We start from the raw sequence: 23,652 nt of genomic DNA on the forward strand, positions 1-23,652 counted from the left end.
GTCCCTCCTCGGGGCGGCGTGGGGTCCGGCCCGGAGAGACTCGCGGGTGTGCGTTTCACGCAGGACGCCGTCGCGTTTCCGGCATGTTTCATTGCGTGGGGGTGACCGAAACCTCACCGTCCTGTCGCGAGGGGGGCGCCGGGCCCCCGCCGGTCCGCCCGGCCGGGGCGGAGGGACCGACGGGGACGCGGTGACCACGGACTCACTCCGTACGGCTACGGCGTCACCCTGCTGCCGCCGAAGGTGACGACGAGCGAGCCGTCGCCGGCGAAGGACCAGTCCATCGCGCCGGAGTACGCGGAGCACGCCGGTCCGTCGGAGCCGGTCCAGAACTGGTTGGAACTGTCCGCGTCACCCACGGTCTTGTCGTTGGAACCGTCGTCGGCGCGGCAGGAGACGTTGCCCCGGAACACCGAAGTGCCCTTGTCGAAGGAGAAGTTGCGCTCGGCGTTGTCGATACCGACGTTGTCCGACACCGTCATGGAGCCGGGGTTGCTGTTGTAGGTGAATCCGTGGTGGCCGTTGCTGTAGGCGATGTTGCGCCTGACGATGTGGTCGACCTCGATGCCGTCGCCGCCGAGCTTGTAGCCGTTGCGGTCGCCGTCGGAGTTCACGGTCCCGTCGGAGAGGGTGCCGTTGTCGTAGGAGAGGGAGTCCTCGATGGTCACCGGCCCGATGGGGCCCGTCTCCGACTTGGTGTAGAGATCCCAGCCGTCGTCGATGTTGTTGTGGGACACGGTGTACCGGAAGACGTTCCCGGGGCCTGACGTGAGCTTCGCGGCGAAGCCGTCCGCGTCCTCGCCGTCGGAGTCCGCGTTGTCGTGCGATTCCGAACTCAGGACGAGGTTGTTCGCCGGCCACTCGTCGTCGGGTGTGTCGGAGGCGATCCGCGAGATCTGCAGGCCCGAGTCGTGGTTGAAGCGCGTCACGACGTGCTCGATGACGTTGTTGCTGCCACCGACGAAGATCCCGTTGTCGCCCGCGTGCTGGACGACGACGCCGTCCACGTGCCAGTAGGCGCCGTTCACCGCCAGGCCCCGGTTCGCCGGGTCCTCACTCATGGCGGCGAAGTCCAGGACCGGGGTCTCGTCCGGATAGGCGGCGAGCGTCGTGCGGGCTGCCGGGGTGCCGTCGTTGCCCGGCGGGATGGTGACCGTCTCGGAGTACGCGTACGTCCCGCCGCGCAGGTAGATCGTCCCGCCCGGGGACACACGGTCGATCGCCGAGGAGAGGGTCGTCGGGTCGGACTGCGTACCGGCCGCGCCGTCGCTGCCGGACGGTGCCACGTACAGGGCGTCCGCAGCCACGGAGCCGGGGCCGGTGGGGGTGGCCAGGGCCATGGTGCCGGGCAGGGCGAGGAGCGATCCGGCCAGCAGGCCGACGCACGCGATGACTGGCTTCTTCAGCATGGGGGTGGCTCTTCCTGTCGGGGGCCGGTGCGCCAACCCGTCCGTTCGGGTGTCTGAACGAGCGAGCAGGCCGGCACCGCACCGAGTGGGGGGAAAGCGCTTTCTCCGACCGTAGAGTCACTGTCGTGAGCGCGTCAATGCCTAGGTACGTGATGCCAGTTCATCGATGTGAACAAGATGAGGCTCTCGGCGCCCGCGTGGCCGTACACACGAGTGAAGGGCGTACGCGCACGCGAGCCGGAGGTCCGCGCGAGGTCCATGTCGGATTTCCGCCAGCCGCCGGACCTCCCGGTGCCCGATGCTTGGACCATGCACAACGACACCGAGCGCTGCGTGCGGGCCGTCCGTTCGAAGGACGCCCGCTTCGACGGCTGGTTCTTCACCGCGGTCCTGACCACCCGGATCTACTGCAGGCCCAGCTGCCCGGTCGTGCCGCCCAAGGCCGCCAACATGACCTTCTACCCCAGCGCCGCCGCCTGCCAGCAGGCGGGATTCCGCGCCTGCAAGCGGTGCAGGCCCGACACCAGCCCCGGCTCCCCGGAGTGGAACGCCCGCGCCGACTCCGTCGCCCGGGCCATGCGCCTGATCCAGGACGGGGTCGTCGACCGCGAAGGTGTGCCGGGGCTCGCCGCCCGGCTCGGCTACTCCGCCCGGCAGGTCGAGCGACAGCTCCTCGCCGAGCTCGGCGCCGGACCGCTCGCGCTGGCCAGGTCCCAGCGCGCCCAGACCGCCCGGGTCCTCATCGAGACCACGGAACTCCCCATGGCCGAGGTCGCCTTCGCCGCCGGGTTCTCGTCGATCCGCACGTTCAACGACACCGTGCGGGAGGTCTTCGCCCTCGCTCCCGGCGAACTGCGGAGCCGCGCGGCACGAGGAGGCCGGACACCGGGGACCTCCGGGGCCATCTCCCTGCGGCTGCCGTACCGCGCCCCGCTCACCCCCGGAAACCTCTTCGGGCACCTCGCCGCGACCGCGGTGCCCGGGGTCGAGGAATGGCGTGACGGCGCCTACCGCCGCACCCTCACCCTCCCGCACGGACACGGCATCGTGGCCCTCACCCCCCAGTCCGGCCACATCGACTGCCGGCTCTCCCTGACCGACCCCCGTGACCTCACCCAGGCCATCAGCCGCTGCCGCAGACTCCTGGACCTGGACGCCGACCCGGTCGCCGTGGACGAGCAGCTGCGCTCCGATCCGCTGCTCGCGCCGCTGGTCGACGAAGGACCGGGACGCAGGGTGCCGCGCACGGTCGACCCGGCGGAGTTCGCCGTACGCGCGGTGCTCGGGCAGCAGGTCTCCACAGCCGCTGCCCGTACCCACGCGGCCCGGCTGGTGCGTGCTCACGGGATCCCGGTGGAGGACCCCGAAGGCGGTCTGACCCACCTCTTCCCGACCTCCGAGGCGCTGGCCGGCCTAGACCCGGAGGCGCTGGCCCTCCCGCGCAGCCGCCGCACCACCCTCACCACGCTCGTGGCCGCGCTCGCGGACGGATCCCTGCGGCTGGAGGAGGGCGCCGACTGGACGGACGTACGCACGGAACTGGCCGCACTGCCCGGATTCGGCCCCTGGACCGTCGAGGTCGTCGCCATGCGCGCCCTCGGGGACCCGGACGCCTTCCTCCCCACCGACCTCGGGATCCGCAGGGCGGCCGAACAGCTCGGCCTTCCGGCGACCCCCGCGGCCCTCACCGCGCGCGCCGATCGGTGGCGCCCCTGGCGGGCGTACGCCGTGCAGTACCTGTGGACCGTCGACGACCATCCCATCAACCATCTGCCCGCCTGAGGGCGTGAGGACGAACCATGAGCACCGCACCCACGACCCACGCACCCACGACGACCAGACGGCACACCGTCGTCGACAGCCCGTACGGGGCGCTCACCCTGGTGGCGACCGACGGCGTGCTGTCCGGGCTGTACATGACGGCGCAGCGGCACCGGCCGGCCGAGGAGACCTTCGGTGTACCCGACGCGCGGCCCTTCACCGAGACCGTCCGCCAGCTCGACGCCTACTTCGCGGGGGAGCTGACCGAGTTCGACCTGCCGCTGTCCCTGGCCGGCACCCCGTTCCAGCGGAGCGTCTGGGCCGAACTCGTGCGCATTCCGTACGGCGAGACCCGCTCCTACGGCGAGCTCGCCGAGAACCTCGGCAAACCGGGCGCCTCCCGCGCGGTGGGCCTCGCCAACGGCAGGAACCCGGTCGGGATCATCGTCCCCTGCCATCGCGTCGTCGGGGCCACGGGGAGCCTGACCGGGTACGGCGGTGGCCTGGACCGCAAGCAACGCCTGCTCGCCTTCGAGCGGGGCGCCGAGGACGAGGTGCCCGCCCTGTTCTGACCGTCGGTGGCCGGGTCCCCGCTCCTCCGGACGCCGGTGGCCGGGTTCTCCGTGCGGCCCGCCGGGCCGGGCACCCTGCCCGGCCCGCACGGCTCAGCCCACGAAGATCTCGACGACCGACCAGATCGCCAGACCGAGCATGCACAGACCCCCGATGCGCTGCACGGTCTTCAGCGGCACCCGCTTGGCGATGAACCGGCCGGCGAGCAGCGCCAGCGCGGACACCGACATCAGGGCGACGGCCGAGCCGATGGCCGTGGACCAGGCACCGTTGCTCGCGGCGAGGTTCGCGGTGGTGATCTGGGTCAGGTCGCCCCACTCGCTGATGAACACCGCCATGAAGGCCGTCGAGTAGACAGGCCAGAACCCCGTGACGGTCTTGACCTCCTCGTCCTCCTCCTCGTCACCCGAACCGCTGCGCAGCAGCATGAACGCGCCGAACGCGAAGAGGGCGGCCGAGACCAGCTTGACGATCCAGTCGGGCAGCAGGCCGATCAGCCCACCCGCTCCGACGGCGATGGCGACGTGCACGATGAACGCGGACGAGGTGCCGAACCAGACGTAGAGCGGCCGCATACGGGTGCCCATGGCCAGTGAGGCGAACATCGTCTTGTCGGGGAGCTCCGCGAGGAAGATCAGGCCGAAGGCGGTGAGGATCGCCAGGAGGTCGAGATGCATTCCGGGTGGCTTTCTGTGTGAGCCGGGCCCCGGGGCCTTTCGCGAAGCGCCACTCGGGCTCCTACGGAGGACCACTCGGCCCGGCATGACGGCGGCGCCCGCAGGGCGCGGGCGTGTCATACCTGACCGAAGGTCTCGCCCACCCGTAAGGATCTACGAGCCCGGCCACCGGGAACCCGGGGGCTCCAGTGTGTCGACGACCGGTTTGCGGGGCTACTCCCCTTCGCAGCCGTCAACGATACCCCATCGGACCTGCGGCTGAGAGGGTCGGTACAGTCCTGGGGTGATCGTCCGCACCGTCCCCGGGAGTGCCCCCGCATGAGCCGCCGCCCCCGCAAGGCCGCCGGAACGGGGCCGTCCCGGCCCACGGTGAGTGTCTGCCGGGGCTGCTGCTGCGGCACCCCGAAGATCCCGGGCGTGGACCACGCCGGACAGCTCGCGCAGCTGCGCGGCGCGCTGGACGGCGCCGCCACCGTGCGGGCGGTGGAGTGCCTGGACGCCTGCGAGCACGGCAACGTCGTCGTCGTGCAGCCCTCGGCCGAGGGCCGCCGCGCCGGCGGCCGTCCCGTCTGGCTCGGGCTGGTCAACGATCCGCAGGCCGTCGCCGACATCGCCACGTGGGCCGGGCAGGGAGGGCCCGGCATCGTGGACCCGCCGGAGATCCTGGACCTGTACGCCTTCAGCCCGTCCCGCCGTATCCGGGCCGGACTGGAGGAGAAGGAGTCCTAGAGCCCCGGGCCGGCGCGTTCCGCTCCGCCCGACCGCGTCAGGACAGCCGTGCCAGCAGTGCGGGCAGCGCCGTCCCGATGGGCTCGCGGACCGTCTCCTCGGCCAGCTCGTCGTACGGCGTCGGCTCCGCGTTCATCACGACGAGCCGGGCCCCGTGTTCCACCGCGACACCCGCCAGCGAGGCCGCGGGCTGCACCTGGAGCGTCGTCCCCACCGCGATGAACACCTCGCTCGCCTTGGCGATCGCCATCGCCTCCGCCAGCACCCGGGGATCCAGGCGCTCGCCGAACATCACCGTCGCCGGCTTCAGGACGCCGCCGCAGACCGAGCAGGGAGGGTCCGCTTCCCCCGCCTCGACCCGGGCCAGCGCCTCCTCCATCTCCGACCGGGCGTGGCAGCGGGTGCAGACCACCTCGCGTGCCGTGCCGTGGAGTTCGACGACCTTACGGGCGGACAGCCCCGCCCGCTGGTGCAGTCCGTCGACGTTCTGCGTGATCACCCGGACCGGGGTGCCCGACCGTTCGAGCGCGGCCACCGCACGATGGGCGGCGTTCGGTTCGGCGTTCCACGCCCCGGCGTCGCGGCGCATCAGCCAGGAGCGGCGCCGGATGTCCGGATCGGCCATGTAGAAGTCGTACGTGACGAGCTTCTCCGCCTCCGGATCCTTCCGCCAGAGTCCCTGCGGACCGCGGTAGTCGGGAATGCCGGAGTCCGTGGAGACGCCGGCGCCGCTGAGGATGGCGACGAGAGTCATGGCCCGAGCCTACGGACGGGACCGTCCCGCCGCGATGACATTTCCGCCGGCACCCCATAAGGTCCGGCCCATGGCCAAGGTCAACGTCAGTCTGGACGCGGAACTCGTCGTGGAAGTCATGGTGCTCGCGGGCGTCGGCAGTCCGCAGGACGCCGTGGAGGCGGTCGTACGCGACTACATCGCGCGCGGACACCGCACCGAGGCGCGGGCCGCCGCGCAGGACGACGCGCGGGCCGCCGCGCAGGACGACGCGCGGAGGGAGGCCGACGCCAGGCCGCAGGACCCCCAGGGCTGACCCCTCACGCCGGGACCCGTGCGCCGTCCTCCAGTTCGACCGTTCCCTCGCCGGAGTCCAGTGCCTCCAGCGCCGCGGCGACACGCGGCCCCAGCCGGCCCGGCAGGAGTCCGGCGAGGTCGGCGCGGTCCACCAGCCGCCAGGAGAGGAGTTCGTCCTCCTGGATCCGGATGGCGTCGAACTGCGCCTGCTCCAGGACACCGCCGTCGTAGACGTAGGCGACGATCGGAGGACGTGCCGGACCGCGTGTCCAGTCGACCGCGAGCAGCCGGCCCGGCGCGAGGTCGAGGCCGATCTCCTCCGCCGTCTCCCGGCGCGCGGCCTGCCGGGGACTCTCGCCGTCACCCGACTCGATGGTCCCGCCGGGCAGCGCCCAGCCCTCCCGGTAGTTCGGCTCGACGAGCAGGACCCGCCCCCGCCCGTCGCGGAAGAGGGTGGCGGCCCCGGCCAGCACGCGGGGGAGTCCTGCGATGTAGGTGGCGTAGTCAGAGGTGGTCACAGGGGCAGCGTAGGGGCCCCGCACGTGGTTTCGGACAGCCATGGGCAGATCAGGGGTGGTCCCGATAGGGTCGGGGCGGCGCGACTGCCTGTTCGAGAGCAAGGGATGCAAGGTGACGGACGGAGCAGTGATGGAGACCCCCCACGTGCTCGTGGCGGCGGACAAGTTCAAGGGCTCGCTGACGGCCGTGCAGGTCGCGGAGCGGGTGACGGCCGGGCTGCGGCGCGTGGTACCCGGGGCGAGGGTGGAGACCCTGCCCGTCGCGGACGGCGGGGACGGCACGGTCGCCGCGGCGGTGGCAGCCGGGTTCGAGCGCCGGGAGGCGCGGGTGACCGGCCCGCTGGGGACCCCGGTCACGGCGGCGTACGCGGTGCGCGACACCACCGCGGTGGTGGAGATGGCCGAGGCCTCCGGCCTCCAGCACCTGCCCGCAGGGGAGTTCGCCCCGCTCACGGCGACGACGTACGGCTCCGGGGAACTGCTGGCCGCCGCCCTCGACGCGGGAGCCCGGACGATCGTCTTCGGTGTCGGCGGCAGCGCCACGACGGACGGTGGCGCGGGCATGCTCTCCGCGCTCGGGGCGCGGTTCCTGGACGTCGACGGCAAGCCCGTGGCCGCGGGTGGCGCCGCACTCGCGGAGCTGGCCGAGGCCGACCTGACGGGGCTCGACCCCCGGCTCGCGGACGTCGACCTGATCCTGGCCAGCGACGTGGACAACCCGCTCACCGGCCCCAAGGGCGCACCCGAGGTCTACGGACGCCAGAAGGGGGCCACCGAGGACGACATCGCGGTCCTCGACGCCGCACTCGTCCACTACGCCTCCGTGCTCGGACCCGGGACCGCGGAGCTGCCCGGAGCCGGCGCCGCCGGAGGGATCGGCTACGGCGCGCTGGTCGCGCTCGGCGCACGCTTCAGGCCCGGCATCGAGGTCATGCTCGACGTCCTGGGCTTCGCCCCCGCGCTGGCCCGCGCGACGCTCGTCGTGACCGGCGAGGGCTCGCTCGACGAACAGACACTGCACGGCAAGGCTCCGGCGGGCGTCGCCGCCGCGTCGCGCACCGCCGGAGTGGAGACCGTCGCCGTGTGCGGACGCCTCGCCCTGCCGCCGGAGGCCCTCGTCCGGGCCGGTATCAGCCGGGCCTACGCCCTCACGGATCTCGAACCGGACCCCGCCGTCTGCATGGCGCAGGCCGGGCCCCTGCTGGAACGCGCGGCCGAGGCGATCGCCCGCGACTTCCTTTCCTGACGCACCGTCACGAGGGGGAGTCCGCCGGGCTCCTCCTCACCGTGCGGCACCCAGCCCAGGAGTCGGCTTCGCGGGCTCACGGGTGCGGTGCCGTCAGCCTGAAGGCGTCCAGCGCCAGCATCATCTCGATCAGTTCCCGCGGCCGTGACAGCGACCTCGAGGTCAGCCGCTCCAGCCGCCGCAGGCGGTTGAGCACGGTGTTGCGGTGGCAGTACAGGCGCCCCGCCGCCCTCCCCGCCGAACCGCCGCACTCCAGCCACGCCTCCAGCGTCCGCACCAGCAGCGCCCGGTCCGCCGGGTCCAGCTCCAGCAACGGGCCGAAGACGTCCGCGACCAGCCGTGCCGACAGCTCCGGCTGGCTCACCACCAGCGCCGTGGGAAGCCTGTCCTCCAGCCGCACGATCTCCGTCGTCCCCGGCGGACACGTCAGCAGCGCCAGTTCGGCCAGCCGGCGCGCGGCCCCCACCTCCACCAGGCCGTCCGCCACCGGGCCGATGCCACCGGGCCCCGGGCAGCACCGCACCAACAGGGCGACGAGCGCCGCCGGATCCCGGTCGCCCAGGGCGACGACGACGCACTCGCGGTCCGCCCGCCTCCGCCGGAGGAACCGCAGACCGTCCGCCTCCATCGCCACACCCGCCGGCCCGCCCAGGCCCGCCCGCAGCACGGCGACCGCGTAACGGCCCCGCTCCGGCAGGTCCAGACCGCTCGCCGCACGTGCCGCGAGGCCCGGATCCGGCCGGCCCTCCAGCAGCGCGTCGAGCAGCGCTCCGCCCCGCTCGTCACCGCGCCGCATGTCGTCGCTCCCGTCCCGCAGCCGAGCCGTCCATGGCTGGTGAGGATGCCACCGGCCGCCCCGGGGACGGCGGCGCACCACCTCCCTCTGTGCACGCGCACAACGGGGCCCTTCGAACACTGGTCACCCGCAGCGAGTGCGCCCGGGGCCGTGGACGCGCGCCCCGCCCGCTGCTGGTCTGTGGCACCACGACGACCAGACGGAAGGAGGAGGACGCATGGCAACGCTCGAGATCCGCGAACTGTCCGTGGGCTACGGCCCGGTACGGGCCCTGCGCGACGTCTCCGTCGACGTGCCGGCCGGTGCGATCACCGCGGTGCTCGGCGGCAACGGCGCCGGCAAGACCACGCTGCTGCGGGCCGTGTCGCGGACCCTCGGCTTCCACCGCGGGACGGGCACGGGCACCATCCGCCTCGACGGCCGCCCCCTGGACGGGATGCGTCCCGCCGAGGTGGTGGCGGCCGGAGTGATCCAGGTACCGGAAGGCCGGCAGGTGTTCGCCCGGATGACGGTGGCGGACAACCTGCGGGCCGGCGCACTCGGGGCACGCGGCGGCCGCAGGGCCGCGGCCACCGCCCTGCACCGCGTCCACGAACTGTTCCCGGTGCTCGCCCAGCGCGCGCACCAGCGCGCCGGGCTGCTGTCCGGGGGCGAGCAGCAGATGCTGGCCATGGGCCGGGCCCTGATGGCCGCGCCCCGCCTGCTGCTCCTGGACGAGCCGTCCCTCGGCCTCGCCCCGCTGATGGCGGCCAGGATCGCCGAGACGATCCAGGAGATCAACGCCGGCGGCACCTCGGTGATGCTCGTCGAGCAGAACGCCGCCATCGCGCTGCGGCTCGCCTCCACGGCGTACGTCCTGGACGTCGGCGAGGTCGCGCTCGACGGCCCCGCCGACGAGCTCGCCGCCTCCGACGAGGTGCGCCGCCGCTATCTCGGCGTCGTCGACGAGACGGCCGCCGAGGACGCGGCACAGGCGGAAGGCATCACCCGCACGCTGAGCAGGTGGTCCGCGTGACGACCTCCCCGGCCCCTCTCACCGTGCGCGACGTGACCGTGCGCTTCGCCGGGCTCACCGCCCTCGACACGGTGTCCTTCACCGTCGAACCGGGCAGTGTGCACGCCGTCATCGGACCCAACGGCGCCGGCAAGTCCACCACCTTCAACGTGCTCTCCGGCGTCTACCGCGCCACCTCGGGCAGCGTGCACCTCGGTGCCACCGAACTCACCGGACTCGCCCCGCACCGGATCGCCGGCCTCGGCGTGGCCCGTACCTTCCAGAACCTGGCCCTGCCGCCGCACGCCACCGTCGCCGAGAGCCTCATGCTCGGCCGGCACCGGCTCACCCGCGCCGGGTTCGTGGCCGCCGGGCTGAGGCTGCCCTCCGCGACCCGGGAGGCCCGACGCCACCTCGAACGGGTCCGGGAGATCGCGGGGTTCATCGGCCTCGACAAGGAACTCGACTTTCCCGCGGGCGCCCTCCCGTACGGCAAGCAGAAGCTCGTCGAGCTCGGCCGCGCCCTGTGCATGGAGCCCGAGGTCCTGCTCCTGGACGAGCCCATCGCGGGCATGACCGCCGACGAGCGCCGCCGCACCGCGGCCGTCGTCGCCGGTGTGCGCGACAGCCTCGGCATCTCGATCGTCATGGTCGAGCACGACATGGGGGTGGTGATGCGGCTCGCGGACGCGGTGACCGTACTCGACTTCGGACGCAGGATCGCGGGTGGCACGCCCGCCGAGGTGCAGAACGACCCGGCCGTCGTGCAGGCCTACCTGGGGGCACAGGAATGACCACCTTCATCGAACTCCTCCTCGGCGGCCTGTCCATCGGATCGGTCTACGCACTGATCGCCCTGGGCTTCGTCGTCATCTTCAAGGCGACCGAGGTCGTCAACTTCGCCCACGCCTCACTGCTCCTGGCGGGCGGATACGTCACCGCCGTGCTCCACGACGACATCGGCTTCTGGCCCGCGCTCGGCGTCGGGATCGCGGGCGCGGCCGTCGTCGGTTCGGCGGTCGAGTTCCTCGTCATGCGCCGCTACCGGGGGAGCGACCAGAGCGTCCTGGCCATCGTCACCATCGGCGTGGACATCCTCCTCACCACCGAACTCGTCCGGCGCATGGGGACGGACGTCATGGCGCTGGGCGACCCGTGGGGCGACGACGTCGTCACCGTCGGGGGTGTCACCCTCGCCGAGACGAGGATCGCGGCGTTCCTCGTCGCGGGGCTGCTGATCACGGTGTTCCTGCTCGCCTTCCGCTTCACCTCGTGGGGCGTCTCCATGCGGGCCGCCGCCGAGAACCCGCAGACCGCCGCGCTGATGGGCATCCGCCTCGGCAGGGTCTCCCTCTCCGCCTGGGCGGTCGCCGGGGCACTCGCCGCCGTCGCCGCGCTCTTCCTCACCGTGTTCCCGACCCCGGGCCTGGAACGGGCCACCTCACTCGCCGCGCTCAAGGCGTTCCCCGCCGCGATCCTCGGCGGTCTCGACTCGACGACCGGGGCACTCGTCGGAGGACTCGTCGTCGGCGTCACCGAGTCACTCGCCACCGGCTACCAGAGCGACCTCTCCTTCCTCGGACGCGGCATCGGAGACCTCGCGCCGTACCTGGTGATGGTGGTCGTCCTGCTCGTCCGGCCGGCGGGACTCTTCGGTACGAAGGAGCTGTCCCGTGTCTGAAGCCACCAAGGACGCCACCGCGCCGGCCGCCACGGCCGGGGCACCCCCCGCGGCGGGGACGCCGTTCACCGGACGGCTGCGCCGGCCCGCCCCCTACCTCTGGCTCGCCGGCTCGGTCCTGCTGCTCCTGTTCCCCTTCTACCTGGACCGCTTCTGGCTCCAGGCCGGACTGTTCGCCATGGCCGCCGCGATCGGGGCGATCGGGCTCAACCTGCTCACCGGCTCCACCGGGCAGCTCTCCATGGGGCACGCCTTCTTCCTCGCGGTCGGGGCGTACGGCTACTGCGTCCTGGCGGGGGAGAGCAGCACGGAGAACGGCCACGCCCTCACCGGGCTGGGCCTGCCCAGCTGGCTCGCCGCCGTCCTCGCCGTGCTCCTGGCGGGCGCCGCCGGCGGGCTGTTCAGCCCCATCGCGGGCCGGCTCAGCGGTGCCTACCTCGGTATCGCCACCCTCGCGCTGATCTTCATCGGCCAGCACGTGCTGTTCAACGCGGGTTCGCTCACGGGCGGCTTCAACGGCCGCCCGGTGCCACCCCTCTCGCTCTTTGGGTTCACCTTCGACGACGCCGAGGTGGTCGTCGCCGCGGTGCCCTTCCAGTCGTCCGAGAAACTCTGGTACCTGGGCCTGGCAGCCCTTCTGGCCGGCGGGCTCTTCGCCCGCGGGGTGCTGCGCGGCAGGCCCGGCCGGGCGCTCAACGCCATCCGTGACCACCGGATCGCCGCCGGCGTGATGGGGGTGCCGGTGGCCAGGTACCGGGCGGGCGTGTTCGTCCTGTCCTCCATGTACGCGGGCCTCGCGGGCGTCCTGCTCGCGCTGGTCTTCCAGCGGACCGTGCCGGAGTACTTCGGCATGATCCTGTCCCTCGAATACCTCGCCATGATCGTCATCGGCGGGCTGGGCAGCGTCGCGGGAGCCGTCATCGGCGCCGCGTTCGTGTCGCTGCTCCCACAGGTGCTCACCCACTACAGCGACTCCCTCCCGCTGGTGTCCGCCCCCGGTACGGGCGGCATCGCACCGGGAGAGGCGTCCCGCTATCTGTACGGCGCCGCGGTCGTGGCGGTCGTCCTGTTCCTGCCCGGCGGCATCGCGCGTCTGAAGACTCCAGGGGAGAAGAAGAAATGAAGCCACGTGTTGTCGGAGCCGTCGCGGCGGCTCTCACCCTCACCCTCGCCCTCGCGGGATGCAGCGGGAAGGCCAAGTCCTCGGACGACGGCGCCGCCGACAAGAGCGGGGTGAAGACCGGCGAAGGCGTCACCGACTCGAAGATCACTCTCGGTGCCCTGACCGACATGACCGGGGTGTACGCCTCCCTGGGCAAGAGCGTCACCCAGGCCCAGCAGCTCTGGGCCGAGGAGACCAACAAGGCGGGCGGCATCTGCGGGCGGCAGATCGAACTGACCGTCCGTGACCACGGATACGACCCGCAGAAGGCGATCGGCGCCTACACCGAGCTCGAACCGGACGTGCTGGGCTTCACCCAGTTCATCGGCTCCCCGTTCGTCTCCGCGGTGGAGTCACGCATCGACGGCCAGGACAAGGGCATCGTCCTGCCCCAGGCATGGTCGGCGAACCTGGTCGGATCCAAGTACGTCCGCGTCATCGGCGCCACGTACGACGTCGAGACGATCAACCTGATCGACTTCCTCCTCGACGAGAAGCGCATCGCCGAGGGCGACAAGATCGGCCACGTCTACTTCGAGGGCGACTACGGCGAGAACGCCCTGGCCGGCTCCAAGCACGCGGCGAAGGAGGCGGGCCTCACGGTCGTCGAGCAGAAGATCAAGCCGACCGACAACGACATGACCGCCCAGGTCTCCGCGCTCAAGCAGGCCGGTGTGAAGGCGGTGATCGTCAGCGCGGGTCCGAGGCAGGCGGCCTCCCTGGTGGGGGTCGCCGCGGCCACCGGCTTCGCCGTCCCGGTCGTCGGCAACAACTCGGCGTACGCCCCGCAGCTGCTCGCCACCCAGGCCGGTGCGGCCCTGCAGAAGGACTACTACGTCGGTGCCTCCACCCTGCCCATCGGTGACGCCGGAGCCGGCCCGGCGAAACTGGCCGAGGCGTACACCGCCAAGTACCCCAAGGACGGCCTCGACAACGGCGTCATCGCCGGATACAACGCGGCGTCCGTCTTCGGCGAGGCGCTGAAGAAGGCCTGTGAGTCGAAGGACCTGACCCGTGAGGGCGTCGACAAGGCGCTGCTCACGATCAAGGACTTCGGTGCCGACTTCGGGATCTCGCACGACTTCACCGACCCGTCCGCGCCCTCCACCCGGCAGACGGTCGTCATGAAGCCCGACGCCAAGACCCCCGGCGGACTCAAGGTGGTCCGTCCGGCCGAGGTGGCCCCGGCCGCCGAGAGCTTCACGCCCGCGTCCTGACCCTCCCCGCCCGGCGACGGGCCCGGCCTCGGCCGGGCCCGTCCTTGTGCGCGATCAGCTGGTGTAGGCCTCCAGTTCGGACAGCTGACCCGCCGGCCAGCCGGTGTTCGCGGTGAACGTCAGCCGCAGGTACCGCACCGGCGTCCCGGTGAGCGTCACCGTCGCGGTGTTGCCGCTCGACGGGTCGAAGGTGTACCCCGTCGGTGCCTTCAGTGAGCTGTACGCGGAGTTGTCGGTGCTGCCCGTCACGCCGATCGTCTGGGTGCGCGTCGCCCAGGCGGCGGCCGGGGGCAGTCTGAGCACCAGCCGCTTGAGCGCCTTGGCGGCACCGAGGTCCACGGTGACGGACTGCGGGAACGCGTTGTTGCGGCTCTCCCAGTAGCTGCCGGCGTTGCCGTCGACCGCGTTGCCCGCGCCGTACACATCGGCGTGGCCGGTCTCGGTGATCGGCCGCCCCTGCGCGAGGTTGCCCGTCTCCTCGGGCGGGTCCGTCGGGTCCGGGGGATCGGTCGGGTCCGTGGGACCGCCGCCCCCGGGGACACCGCCGTTGGTCCACACCGGGGCGGGCCAGACACCCGTGCAGGCCGGCGGGTTCGCGTACCAGCCCGAGTTGCCGGTGCCCTGGGTGATCTGGAAACCGCTTCCGACGCAGTTGTGGATCGGGTTGGACTGGGCGATGTGGGTGGCGACGACCTTGTTGAACGAGGCCGTGCCCGGAGCCTGGATCTGGAGCGCGTACGTGCCGGCCCCGTCGATCTTGATGTTGTCGAAGTGCAGCCCGTTGCTCGCGCCCTCGATCAGGTGGATCGCGGCGTAGGAGCTGTCCAGGATCTCGCTGTCCGTGATGTTGATCGTCGCACCGTTGATCGGCTCGTTGAGACCGCTGAACCAGATCGCACCGACGCCGAAGCGCCAGTTGAAGTCGTTGTTCCCGGTCCGGATCAGGGTGTTGCGGGCAGCTGTGTGCGTGCCCGAGACAGCCGTGCCCTGGCCCGAGTTGACACCCGGGTACCGGTTCGCGATGTGCAGTCCGCCACCGTTGGTGACGGTGTCCGACATGACGTTGTCGGAGATCGTGATGTCCCTGCCGCCGTACGTCACGATGTTGTTGGCCAGGATCGGCAGGATCACCGTGTTGAAGGTGAACTTGTTCTTCACGTTCGGGACGTTCTCCGCCCACATCGCCAGACCGTCGTCACCGGTGTTGCGGACGAAGGTGTTGGTCACCGTGGAGTTCGTGACCCCGTAGTGGAAGTTCACCCCGTCGGCGGTCTGGTCCAGGATCCGGCTGTTCCTGATGGTGAAGTCGTCCATCGGGCCGTCCATCCAGGCGCCGCACTTGGTGTGCTGCATCCAGACGTTGTCGACGACCGAGTGGGACATGGCCCCGCCGATGGCGTTGACCTGGTCGTTGTCCTCGCGCTCACGGATGTCGCCGATGATGGCGAAGTCCTTGAGGGTGACGTTGCTGCTGCCGCCCTGGGCCGAGTACTTCCCGTAGACCCCGACCGCCTTGCCGCGGTCCGTGGGGTGGCGGCCGGTCAGCACGCTGTACCAGGGGCCCGCGCCGCGCAGGGTCACCTTGTCGACGACGATGTGGTCCTGGACCTTGAAGGTGCCCTGCGGGATGTACACCTCCCTGCCCTGGGTGCGGCCCGCGTCGACCGCCGCCTGGATCTTCGCGGTGGAGTCCGCGGCGCCCGACGGGTCGGCCCCGAAGTCGCTCACCACGTCCAGCGCGCCCGACGGCTTGCCGACCGGTGCCGCCACCTGCTCGAAGTCCGCCAGGTCGATGGTGAACGACGGCGAGGCCGCGGTGGAGGTGACCTGGAGCCGGACCTTCGTACCGGCGGCCAGGGTCGACCCGAACATGGTCCGGGTCTCGTCGTAGAAGTGGTGCGGGTTGGTGTCACCGGGATTGTTGTTGAAGGGGTAACCCCCGTAGTACCAGCCGTACTTCGACGTCACCGGCACGCTCTTCAGCGAGGAGCCGTTGATACGGAGGTCGAGGGAGGCGTCCCGGCCCGTCCCCGCCGCGTTGTCCGGTAGCGAATAGCGGAACGTCATCGCGTTCGCCGGTGCGGTGAGCGTGAACTCCACGTACTCACCGGCGGAGTCGAGCGTGACCGCCTGTCGGCCCGACGCCTCGGAGGGCAGGGACCCGTAGAGACGGTCGGGGCCGATCAGGGAGCCGTTGGTGGCGGCGTACTCGGCTTCCTGCTCCTTGAACGGGACGGTGGCACCTCGGCCGGATATCCCGACGGGGGACGGTGCGGGTACCGCGGCGGCCTGTGCGGGGGGAGCGCCGGCCAGTACGACCGCGGCCGCGGTGCCCGCGGCGGCCAGCGCGAGGGAGAGGGAGGCGGACAGGGAGCGTCTGAGGAGACGCGGTCCAGCGGGTGGTGGGGTCACGTGTGGGTCGTCCTTGCGGCTCGTGGGGCTCTTCGGACGCCCCACAGGCTAGGAGCAGTCCAGTAAAGAAGTCCACGGTCGTGCGCAAGATTTCGTTCAGATCGCTCAAATATGCGACTCCGCGTGGGAATAGTGAGCGGGTGGGGCGGGCATATGGCTTCAGGAGATGAAGGTTGTCATGTCCATTGACAGGCGTTCGGTCTTCCTGGCTTCATGTGAGCAACGGAATGGGAGCGCTCCCACCCATCTGCCCGCCTCACCGCCATGAAAGGCGACAACGGATGAAGCCATGGACGAGAAAGCGGCTCGGCTCGGCGCTGGCCGCCGCCGCGACCGCCACCGCACTGCTGATGACGGCGTCCGGCCCCGTCTCCGCGCGGCCGGCATCCGAGGCCCCCGCGGCACGGACCGCCGCGGCCGGGACGGACTGGCTGCACACCGAGGGCAACAGGATCGTCGACGAACAGGGGCGCGAGGTCTGGCTCACCGGGGCCAACTGGTTCGGTTTCAACGCCACCGAGCGCGTCTTCCACGGGCTCTGGTCGGCCAACCTGGACACGATCACCCGCCAGATGGCGGAGCGCGGCATCAACATCCTCCGCGTCCCGATCTCCACCCAGCTGCTGCTGGAGTGGAAGAACGGGCAGGCCGCGACCTCCAGCGCGGTCAACACCTGGGCCAACCCCGAACTCAAGGACAAGACCACCCTGCAGGTGTTCGACGCCTTTCTCGGGGTCGCGGAGAAGTACGGCATCAAGGTGATGCTGGACGTCCACAGTGCGGAGGCCGACAACTCCGGCCACATCCACCCCGTGTGGTGGAAGGGGGCGATCACCACCGAGCAGTTCTACTCCGCCTGGGAGTGGGTGACCGCCCGCTACCGGAACAACGACACGCTCGTCGCGATGGACGTCAAGAACGAGCCGCACGGCAAGCAGTCGGACAGCCCCCGTGCCAAGTGGGACGGTTCCACGGACCAGGACAACTTCAAGTACACCTGCGAGACGGCGGGCAAGCGCATCCTCGCCATCAATCCCCACGTCCTCGTGCTGTGCGAGGGCATCGAGATCTACCCCAAGGACGGGGCGAACTGGTCCTCCACCTCGGCGGCCGACTACCACGGCATGTGGTGGGGCGGAAACCTGCGTGGGGCGAGGAAGCACCCCGTACAACTCGGTTCACACCAGGACCAGTTGGTCTACTCCCCGCACGACTACGGCCCGCTCGTGTACCAACAGCCCTGGTTCCAGGGAGAGTGGAGCCGCACCACGCTGGAGCGTGACGTCTGGGACCCCAACTGGCTCTATCTGCACAAGGACGGCATCGCACCGCTGTTCATCGGCGAGTGGGGCGGCCACCTCGACAACGGTCCCAACCAGAAGTGGATGACCGCCCTGCGCGATCTGATCGTGGAGAACGGCATCCACCAGACCTTCTGGTGCATCAACCCGAACTCCGGGGACACGGGCGGCCTGCTGGGCTACGACTGGGCGACCTGGGACGAGGCCAAGTACGCGCTGCTCAAGCCGGCCCTGTGGCAGTCCGGTGGGAAGTTCGTCAGCCTCGACCACGAGGTCAGGCTCGGCGGCCAGGGCAGCACCACAGGCATCAGCCTGGGTGACCTGTACGGCGGCTGAGCCCCCGATCGCCCTGGGGCGCCGATGAAACCCCACCGCCTCGGCGCCCCAGGGCTCTCCACCGCGACGGTGCCCCGGCCCACCTGCCCGGGCACGTTCAGCCCTCCTCCCGCAGAGCGTTGATGAGCAGCAGGGCGATGTCGTCGGTGCCCGGCGTCGCGCGCTTGGCGTACCGCACGAGCGTGTCGGCGACGGACTCCATGTCCTGGTCGAGAGCGAGGGCGAAGTGCGCGGCCAGGTCGGCGGTGGCGTCGTCGAAGGCCACCCCGGGCGCCTCCACGAGCCCGTCGGTGTACAGGGCGAGTGCCCCGCCGGGCGGCAGCGGGAACTCGGCCGTCGGATACCGGGACGCGGGGTCGATTCCCAGGAGGAGGCCGGGCGGCAGATCGAGGACCTCGGTCTGCCCGTCCGGCTGCCTCAGCAACGGCGGGGGATGGCCCGCGGTGGCCATGCGGGCGGTGTGCCCGGCGAGGTCGAGATGGACGTAGAGGCAGCTGGTGAAGAGACCGGGGTCGAGGTCGGTGAGCAGCCGGTTGGTCCGCGCCAGGACCTCGTCGGGCGGAGCGCCCGCGGACGCGTGCACGGCCGTGCGTACCTGCCCCATCAGCGCGGCGGCGTTCTCGTTGTGGCCCTGTACGTCGCCGATGGCGGCTGCGGCCGTGGTGCCGTCCAGCCGGATCAGGTCGTAGAAGTCCCCGCCGATGCCCATGCCCCGCGTCGACGGGAGGTAGCGGGCCGCCACGTCCAGCCCGGTGATCGCGGGCAGCATCTGGGGCAGCAGATGGGCCTGCAGGCTGTGCGCGAGCCGGTCCTTGGTGTCGTACAGCCGGGCACGGTCCAGCGCCTGGGCCAGCAGCCCCGCTATGGAGGTCAGCAGCGCGCGTTCCTCGGGTTCGAAGAAGCGGGGCCGGTCGTAGGCCAGGACCAGCGAACCGACCGGGTGCCCGGAGACGATCAGCGGCAGGAAGGCGCAGGCTGCCACCGCGTCGCGCAGGTCCGCCGAGGGGTAGGCGCGCTCCAGGTCGGCGAAGGTCGGGTAGAAGTCGGGGATCCCCGTCATCAGCACCTGTGCGGCGGGTGTGGCGGAGGTCAGCGGGGCACCGTCGAACTGTTCCATGAGCGCGGGACGGCTGCCCCTGGCGCCCTCCACCCTCAGCCGTCCTTCCGCCGACGTCATCACGACGAGCGTCTGTATCCGGAAGGCCGGCATGAGCTGGTCGGCGGTCAGCTCGATGACGTCCCGTGTGCCGACCGCCTCGGTCAGCGTGGCCGCCAGGTGCATCAGGTGGTAGAGAGCGGTCGCCCGGCTGGGCACCGAGGAGGAGGTGGGCAGTGCGGGCGCGGGGACGTCCTGGGGGCCGGGCCGCGAGGTGGGCACGATCCGGACGCTGATGCCGGTGTCGTTCGGGAACAGGTGGAAGGCCAGCCACCGGTCCGGTGGCCGCAGCACGGTGAAGGACGTCTGCTGGCGGCCGATGACGGCCGCGCGGTAGTGGTCCTCGACGGCGGGGTTGTCCAGCCAGGGGAGCGACGCCCAGGGGAGGGTCCCCAGCACGTCCTCGGCGTGGGCTCCCAGGAGCCGTGCGGCGGCGTCGTTGACGAAGACGACCGTGCCGTCGATGGCCAGCGAGCAGCTCCCTCCCGGCAGCCGCCGGATGAACTCCGCGGCGGCCCTGGCCTCGGTCGGGTCCGGGAGCTCCGGCTCGGGCGGGGACAGCACCCGTGGCTGGGTGCCGGGCAGGACGGGGTAGCCGCTGCTCTCGGCCTGCTCCAGCAGCATGCCGATGCCGTGGCAGCCCCTGACGACGGCCTCACGCTCCTGGGGTGCCAGGTGGGGCGAGTGCGAGCCGGGCCAGAGCAGCGTCAGTCCGCCCCGGGCCGTGGAGCCGGTGTGGACGGGCGCGGCGCCCAGGGCGAACTGGTACGGCAGGACGAGCGCGGGCCGGGGATAGCGGCGCGCGAGCTCCTCCTGGCTGCCGAGCCAGATGAGACAGCGCAGCCGTACGGCGTCGGCCACCGGGATCGGTGCGGACAGCGGCACCCGGGTCCAGGGAGTCGCGAGCTGGCCCGGCACCCCGGCGAGCACGGCCAGGTGCAGTGTGGCGTCGTCCGGCGACAGCAGGTACAGCATCGCCACGGACGCGCCGGTCTCGTGCACCACGTGGGCGACGGCGCTGTCCAGCAGCTCCGTGCCCGAACCCGTGGCGGAGACGGCGGCGGCATGGTCCTGCACGCCTTCCAGCGTCCCCCGGGACGGGCGGCCGCGCACCCGCTGACGGACACGACGCGCCCGGTCCGCGAGCACGCCGGGGGGCCGGACGCGGGCACCGGGGCCGGTGCCGCACGCACGAGGGCCCGGATGCTGGGGAGCATCCGGGCCCTCGTCGAAGCATCACGCGTGGTTACGGGTGCTGAGCCGCCCGTGCCTCGCGCCGGTTGTCACGGAAGGTGTTCACCCGCCGTGCCGTGGCGAAGAGCGGGATCACCGCCCCCAGGACCACCTGGAGCGCGCAGCCGGTCTGCAGGAGCAGCTGACCGCCGGGGGCGTCGAACGCCCACGCGGCGAGCAGGCCCATCGCTGCGACGATCCAGCTGAGCATGGCCACCGCGAGGACACCCCGCGGCTTCGGGTACTCGACCCGGCTGACCATCAGCCACGCCACTCCGATGATCGCGAGCAGCGTCGGCACGAAGGGCAGCTCCAGGAGCACGATCGAGACGACCGTGAGCGCTCCGAAGGGGCTCGGCATGCCCTGGAACATGCCGTCCTTCAAGGTCACGCAGGAGAACCGCGCAAGCCTGAGCACCACCGCCAGCAGCACCACGATCGCCGCGAGCGCCGACACCCGCTGGTGTGCGTCGTCCGCGACCATGCCGTACACCAGCACGAAGTACGCCGGGGCGAGGCCGAAGCTGATGAGGTCGGAGAGGTTGTCCAGCTCCGCACCCATCGGCGACGAACGCAGCTTGCGCGCCACGAGGCCGTCGAAGAGGTCGAACACCGCTGCCAGGAGCATGAGGATCACCGCGGTGGCGGCGGAGTGCCGGGCCATGCCCGACTCGTCGCTGCCGGTGAGGTGGGGGATGAGGATCCCCGTGGTGGTGAAGTACACCGCCATGAATCCGCACGTGGCGTTACCGAGGGTGAGGGTGTCCGCTATCGACAGCCGCATGGAGAGCGGCATGTCCTCCGCGTCGTCCTCCTCGTCGGCCTCCGGCACCCAGCCGGCCTGCGTCTCAGGATCAACTACGGTCAATTCGAGTCACCCCCGCGGTCGTGGCCTGGCCGACCTCGACCGCGACGTCGACACCTTCGGGAAGGTAGATGTCCACGCGCGAGCCGAAGCGGATCAGACCGATGCGTTCGCCCTGCTCCACCTTCGTGCCCTGCGGGATGTAGGGGACGATCCGACGGGCGACCGCTCCCGCGATCTGCACCATCTCGATGTCGCCGAGCTCGGTGTCGAAGTGCCAGACAACGCGTTCGTTGTTCTCGCTCTCCTTGTTGAACGCCGGGACGAAGCCGCCCGGGATGTGCTCGACCGAGGTCACGGTGCCGGCCAGCGGAGCCCGGTTGACGTGTACGTTCAGCGGGCTCATGAAGATCGCGACGCGGGTGCGCCCGTCCTTCCACGGCATGATGCTCTGCACCACGCCGTCGGCCGGCGAGATGACGCGACCCTGGGTGATCTCGCGCTCGGGGTCGCGGAAGAACCACAGCATGCCCGCCGCGAGCGCGGTGGTGGGCACGGCCACGGCGGCCCAGCGTCCGGACTTGCGGGCCCGGGCGAGGCTGAGTGCCGCGGTGGCGACGGTCGGGAGGAGCCACGGCGATGCTCCACGGGCGAGGCGGACCCCGCCGCGCGTTGCAGGGATTTGGCTGTCGGGCATGGTTGACCTTCGTAGCGGATGATGCCGCGCTGGCAACGGGGGGACGGCGGCTTTCCGTCGATGCTATCGGGTGCGAGTGGCAACTGGGCAAGCCAGCAGCCGAGTCGGACAGCTGAAAGGCTCCGTACAGGGGTGACCGGGTGTGATGTTCTTCGCCACCAAATCACCTCGAAAGGTACATTTCAGCCCTCGAGTCGATATTCCTCGAGCAGTCGGCGACCGATGATCATTTTCTGGATCTCGGCGGTACCTTCACCGATCAGCAGCATCGGGGCCTCGCGGTAGAGGCGCTCGATCTCGTACTCCTTGGAGAAGCCGTAGCCACCATGGATACGGAAGGCGTCCTCGACGACTTCCTTGCAGTACTCGGAGGCGAGGTACTTCGCCATCCCTGCCTCCAGGTCGTTCCGCTCCCCGGAGTCCTTCTTGCGTGCTGCATTGACCATCATCGCATGGGCGGCTTCGACCTTGGTGCCCATTTCGGCCAGTTTGAACTGGATCGCCTGGTGCTGGGCGATCGGCTTTCCGAAGGTCTCGCGCTGCTGGGCGTACGACACACCCAGTTCGAACGCACGTTGTGCGACGCCACAGCCACGCGCGGCGACATTCACCCGCCCGACCTCGACACCGTCCATCATTTGGTAAAAACCTCGGCCGGTCGTGCCACCCAGCACACGATTGGCCGGAATGCGTAGTCCGTCCATGATGAGCTCGGTCGTGTCGACGCCCTTGTAGCCCATCTTGTCGATCTTCCCCGGGATCGTGAGACCGGGGCGGACCTCGCCGAAGCCCGCCTCCTTCTCCACCAGGAAGGTCGTCATCGACTTGTGCGGAGCGGTCCCCTCGGGGTGTCCTTCGTCACTCCGGCACAGCACGGCGACCAAGGTGGACGAGCCGCCGTTCGTCAGCCACATCTTCTGGCCGTCGAGGACGTACTCGTCGCCTTCCCTGACGCCCTTGGACGAGATCGCGGAGACGTCCGAGCCGAGCGCCGGCTCGGACATCGAGAACGCGCCGCGCACCTCGCCCAGCGCCATCCGCGGGAGGAACGTGTCCTTCTGCTCCTGCGTGCCGTGCTGCTTGAGCATGTACGCCACGATGAAATGCGTGTTGATGATGCCCGACACGCTCATCCAGCCCCGCGCGATCTCCTCCACGCACAGCGCGTACGTGAGGAGCGACTCGCCCAGGCCGCCGTACTCCTCCGGGATCATCAGCCCGAACAGGCCGAGTTCCTTGAGGCCTTCGACGATATCCGTCGGATACTCGTCGCGGTGCTCCAGTCCGGTGGCGACAGGAATGATCTCCTTGTCGACGAAATTCCGGACCGTGGAGAGGATTTCCTGCTGGACATCCGTGAGGCCGGCGGTCCGTGCGAGTCGGCTCATGGCTACTTCTCCGCGTTCTTGCTCGTCGGCTGGACGATCTCGGGGCGACCGGGCTGCTCGCCGCCGCGCTCCTCGATGTACTTCTCGGTGGGGACCATCACCTTGCGGCGGAACACGCAGACCAGCGTGCCGTCCTGTTTGTAGCCCTTCGTCTCGACATGGACGATGCCGCGGTCGCTCTTCGACCGCGACGGGGTCGTGTCCAGGACGGTCGTCTCGCCGTAGATCGTGTCGCCGTGGAAGGTCGGCGCGACGTGCTTCAGCGACTCCACCTCCAGATTGGCGATGGCCTTCCCGGAGACGTCGGGAACCGACATACCGAGCAGCAGTGAATAGATGTAGTTGCCGACGACGACGTTCTTCCTGAAATCCGTCGTCCGCTCGGCGTAGTTGCTGTCCATGTGCAGCGGGTGGTGATTCATGGTCAGCAGGCAGAACAGGTGGTCGTCGTATTCCGTGACCGTCTTCCCGGGCCAGTGCTTGTAGACGGCACCGACCTCGAACTCCTCAAATGTGCGGCCGAACTGCATG

General features: G+C 70.8%; 22 protein-coding genes. 11 read left to right on the forward strand and 11 right to left on the reverse strand.

All coding sequences use genetic code 11. The annotated features are described in order from the left end of the window. Positions 1 to 215 precede the first annotated feature (215 nt). Positions 216 to 1,409: a right-handed parallel beta-helix repeat-containing protein gene (locus IA22_RS0120355; RefSeq protein WP_030124381.1), complete on the reverse strand. Its 1,194-nt coding sequence runs from the start codon at positions 1,407 to 1,409 to the stop codon at positions 216 to 218. 309 nt (positions 1,410 to 1,718) lie between these two features. On the opposite strand from IA22_RS0120355, the gene IA22_RS0120360 reads away from it, so the two are divergent. Both IA22_RS0120360 and IA22_RS0120365 read left to right on the forward strand, forming a co-directional pair. Next, positions 1,719 to 3,191: an AlkA N-terminal domain-containing protein gene (locus IA22_RS0120360; RefSeq protein WP_030124382.1), complete on the forward strand. Its 1,473-nt coding sequence runs from the start codon at positions 1,719 to 1,721 to the stop codon at positions 3,189 to 3,191. Positions 3,192 to 3,208: 17 nt separating this feature from the next. Beyond that, positions 3,209 to 3,742: a methylated-DNA--[protein]-cysteine S-methyltransferase gene (locus IA22_RS0120365; protein ID WP_014153059.1), complete on the forward strand. Its 534-nt coding sequence runs from the start codon at positions 3,209 to 3,211 to the stop codon at positions 3,740 to 3,742. Between the two features lie 93 nt (positions 3,743 to 3,835). Here the strand turns inward: IA22_RS0120365 and IA22_RS0120370 are convergent, their stop codons facing one another. Further along, positions 3,836 to 4,420, reverse strand: a complete 585-nt coding sequence (locus IA22_RS0120370; protein ID WP_014153058.1) for a TMEM165/GDT1 family protein — start codon at positions 4,418 to 4,420, stop codon at positions 3,836 to 3,838. 318 nt (positions 4,421 to 4,738) lie between these two features. Here IA22_RS0120370 and IA22_RS0120375 point away from each other — a divergent pair, with 318 nt between their 5' ends. Continuing rightward, a complete protein-coding gene (locus IA22_RS0120375) occupies positions 4,739 to 5,149 on the forward strand; it encodes a (2Fe-2S) ferredoxin domain-containing protein (protein WP_014153057.1) in 411 nt (136 codons plus the stop codon). Between the two features lie 37 nt (positions 5,150 to 5,186). Here the strand turns inward: IA22_RS0120375 and IA22_RS0120380 are convergent, their stop codons facing one another. Next, positions 5,187 to 5,903 carry an SIR2 family NAD-dependent protein deacylase gene (locus tag IA22_RS0120380; RefSeq protein WP_030124383.1) on the reverse strand — a complete coding sequence of 239 codons (717 nt, stop codon included), beginning with the start codon at positions 5,901 to 5,903 and terminating at the stop codon, positions 5,187 to 5,189. 70 nt (positions 5,904 to 5,973) lie between these two features. Here IA22_RS0120380 and IA22_RS0120385 point away from each other — a divergent pair, with 70 nt between their 5' ends. Next, a complete protein-coding gene (locus IA22_RS0120385; RefSeq protein ID WP_030124384.1) occupies positions 5,974 to 6,198 on the forward strand; it encodes a type II toxin-antitoxin system VapB family antitoxin in 225 nt (74 codons plus the stop codon). A gap of 4 nt (positions 6,199 to 6,202) precedes the next feature. On the opposite strand, the gene IA22_RS0120390 is transcribed toward IA22_RS0120385, so the two are convergent. Further along, on the reverse strand, positions 6,203 to 6,697 hold the full coding sequence (locus IA22_RS0120390) for an NUDIX domain-containing protein (RefSeq protein WP_030124385.1): 495 nt from the start codon (positions 6,695 to 6,697) through the stop codon (positions 6,203 to 6,205). Positions 6,698 to 6,827: 130 nt separating this feature from the next. Between IA22_RS0120390 and IA22_RS0120395 the strand changes: the two genes are divergently transcribed. Beyond that, complete coding sequence (locus IA22_RS0120395) at positions 6,828 to 7,943, forward strand: glycerate kinase (RefSeq protein ID WP_030124386.1); 1,116 nt, start codon at positions 6,828 to 6,830, stop codon at positions 7,941 to 7,943. A 76-nt stretch (positions 7,944 to 8,019) separates the two neighbouring features. Here the strand turns inward: IA22_RS0120395 and IA22_RS0120400 are convergent, their stop codons facing one another. Next, positions 8,020 to 8,739 carry a PucR family transcriptional regulator gene (locus IA22_RS0120400; RefSeq protein WP_015579474.1) on the reverse strand — a complete coding sequence of 240 codons (720 nt, stop codon included), beginning with the start codon at positions 8,737 to 8,739 and terminating at the stop codon, positions 8,020 to 8,022. A gap of 217 nt (positions 8,740 to 8,956) precedes the next feature. Between IA22_RS0120400 and IA22_RS0120405 the strand changes: the two genes are divergently transcribed. From IA22_RS0120405 to IA22_RS0120425, 5 genes are read left to right on the forward strand one after another with little or no spacing between them, the layout of a single operon-like run. Next, complete coding sequence (locus tag IA22_RS0120405) at positions 8,957 to 9,754, forward strand: ABC transporter ATP-binding protein (RefSeq protein ID WP_030124387.1); 798 nt, start codon at positions 8,957 to 8,959, stop codon at positions 9,752 to 9,754. Further along, positions 9,742 to 10,527: an ABC transporter ATP-binding protein gene (locus IA22_RS0120410; protein ID WP_030124388.1), complete on the forward strand. Its 786-nt coding sequence runs from the start codon at positions 9,742 to 9,744 to the stop codon at positions 10,525 to 10,527. Before IA22_RS0120405 ends, IA22_RS0120410 begins: the two co-directional genes overlap by 13 nt. Next, a complete protein-coding gene (locus tag IA22_RS0120415) occupies positions 10,524 to 11,414 on the forward strand; it encodes a branched-chain amino acid ABC transporter permease (RefSeq protein ID WP_014153050.1) in 891 nt (296 codons plus the stop codon). Before IA22_RS0120410 ends, IA22_RS0120415 begins: the two co-directional genes overlap by 4 nt. Beyond that, entirely contained in the window at positions 11,407 to 12,537 is a 1,131-nt protein-coding gene (locus IA22_RS0120420) for a branched-chain amino acid ABC transporter permease (protein WP_014153049.1), read from the forward strand. Before IA22_RS0120415 ends, IA22_RS0120420 begins: the two co-directional genes overlap by 8 nt. Further along, a complete protein-coding gene (locus IA22_RS0120425; protein ID WP_030124389.1) occupies positions 12,534 to 13,793 on the forward strand; it encodes an ABC transporter substrate-binding protein in 1,260 nt (419 codons plus the stop codon). Before IA22_RS0120420 ends, IA22_RS0120425 begins: the two co-directional genes overlap by 4 nt. Before the next feature lie 54 nt (positions 13,794 to 13,847). On the opposite strand, the gene IA22_RS0120430 is transcribed toward IA22_RS0120425, so the two are convergent. After that, complete coding sequence (locus IA22_RS0120430; protein WP_030124390.1) at positions 13,848 to 16,205, reverse strand: galactose-binding domain-containing protein; 2,358 nt, start codon at positions 16,203 to 16,205, stop codon at positions 13,848 to 13,850. 281 nt (positions 16,206 to 16,486) lie between these two features. On the opposite strand from IA22_RS0120430, the gene IA22_RS0120435 reads away from it, so the two are divergent. Further along, a complete protein-coding gene (locus tag IA22_RS0120435; protein WP_030124391.1) occupies positions 16,487 to 17,842 on the forward strand; it encodes a glycoside hydrolase family 5 protein in 1,356 nt (451 codons plus the stop codon). Positions 17,843 to 17,939: 97 nt separating this feature from the next. On the opposite strand, the gene IA22_RS0120440 is transcribed toward IA22_RS0120435, so the two are convergent. The 5 genes from IA22_RS0120440 to IA22_RS0120460 all read right to left on the reverse strand — a co-directional run bounded on the left by IA22_RS0120440 (position 17,940) and on the right by IA22_RS0120460 (position 23,651). Beyond that, positions 17,940 to 20,075 (reverse strand): SpoIIE family protein phosphatase, encoded by a 2,136-nt coding sequence (locus IA22_RS0120440; RefSeq protein ID WP_014153045.1) that lies wholly within the window; start codon positions 20,073 to 20,075, stop codon positions 17,940 to 17,942. A 169-nt stretch (positions 20,076 to 20,244) separates the two neighbouring features. Then, positions 20,245 to 21,063, reverse strand: a complete 819-nt coding sequence (pssA, locus tag IA22_RS0120445) for a CDP-diacylglycerol--serine O-phosphatidyltransferase (protein ID WP_014153044.1) — start codon at positions 21,061 to 21,063, stop codon at positions 20,245 to 20,247. Positions 21,064 to 21,085: 22 nt separating this feature from the next. Next, a complete protein-coding gene (locus tag IA22_RS0120450; protein WP_014153043.1) occupies positions 21,086 to 21,733 on the reverse strand; it encodes a phosphatidylserine decarboxylase in 648 nt (215 codons plus the stop codon). 182 nt (positions 21,734 to 21,915) lie between these two features. Beyond that, the gene (locus IA22_RS0120455; protein ID WP_014153042.1) at positions 21,916 to 23,121 is read right to left on the reverse strand and encodes an acyl-CoA dehydrogenase family protein; all 1,206 of its coding nucleotides are present in this window, start codon (positions 23,119 to 23,121) and stop codon (positions 21,916 to 21,918) included. A 2-nt stretch (positions 23,122 to 23,123) separates the two neighbouring features. Continuing rightward, a complete protein-coding gene (locus IA22_RS0120460; RefSeq protein ID WP_030124392.1) occupies positions 23,124 to 23,651 on the reverse strand; it encodes a MaoC family dehydratase in 528 nt (175 codons plus the stop codon). Position 23,652 lies beyond the last annotated feature (1 nt).

This window comes from Kitasatospora papulosa (genome assembly GCF_000717245.1).
GTDB lineage: Bacteria > Actinomycetota > Actinomycetes > Streptomycetales > Streptomycetaceae > Streptomyces > Streptomyces papulosus.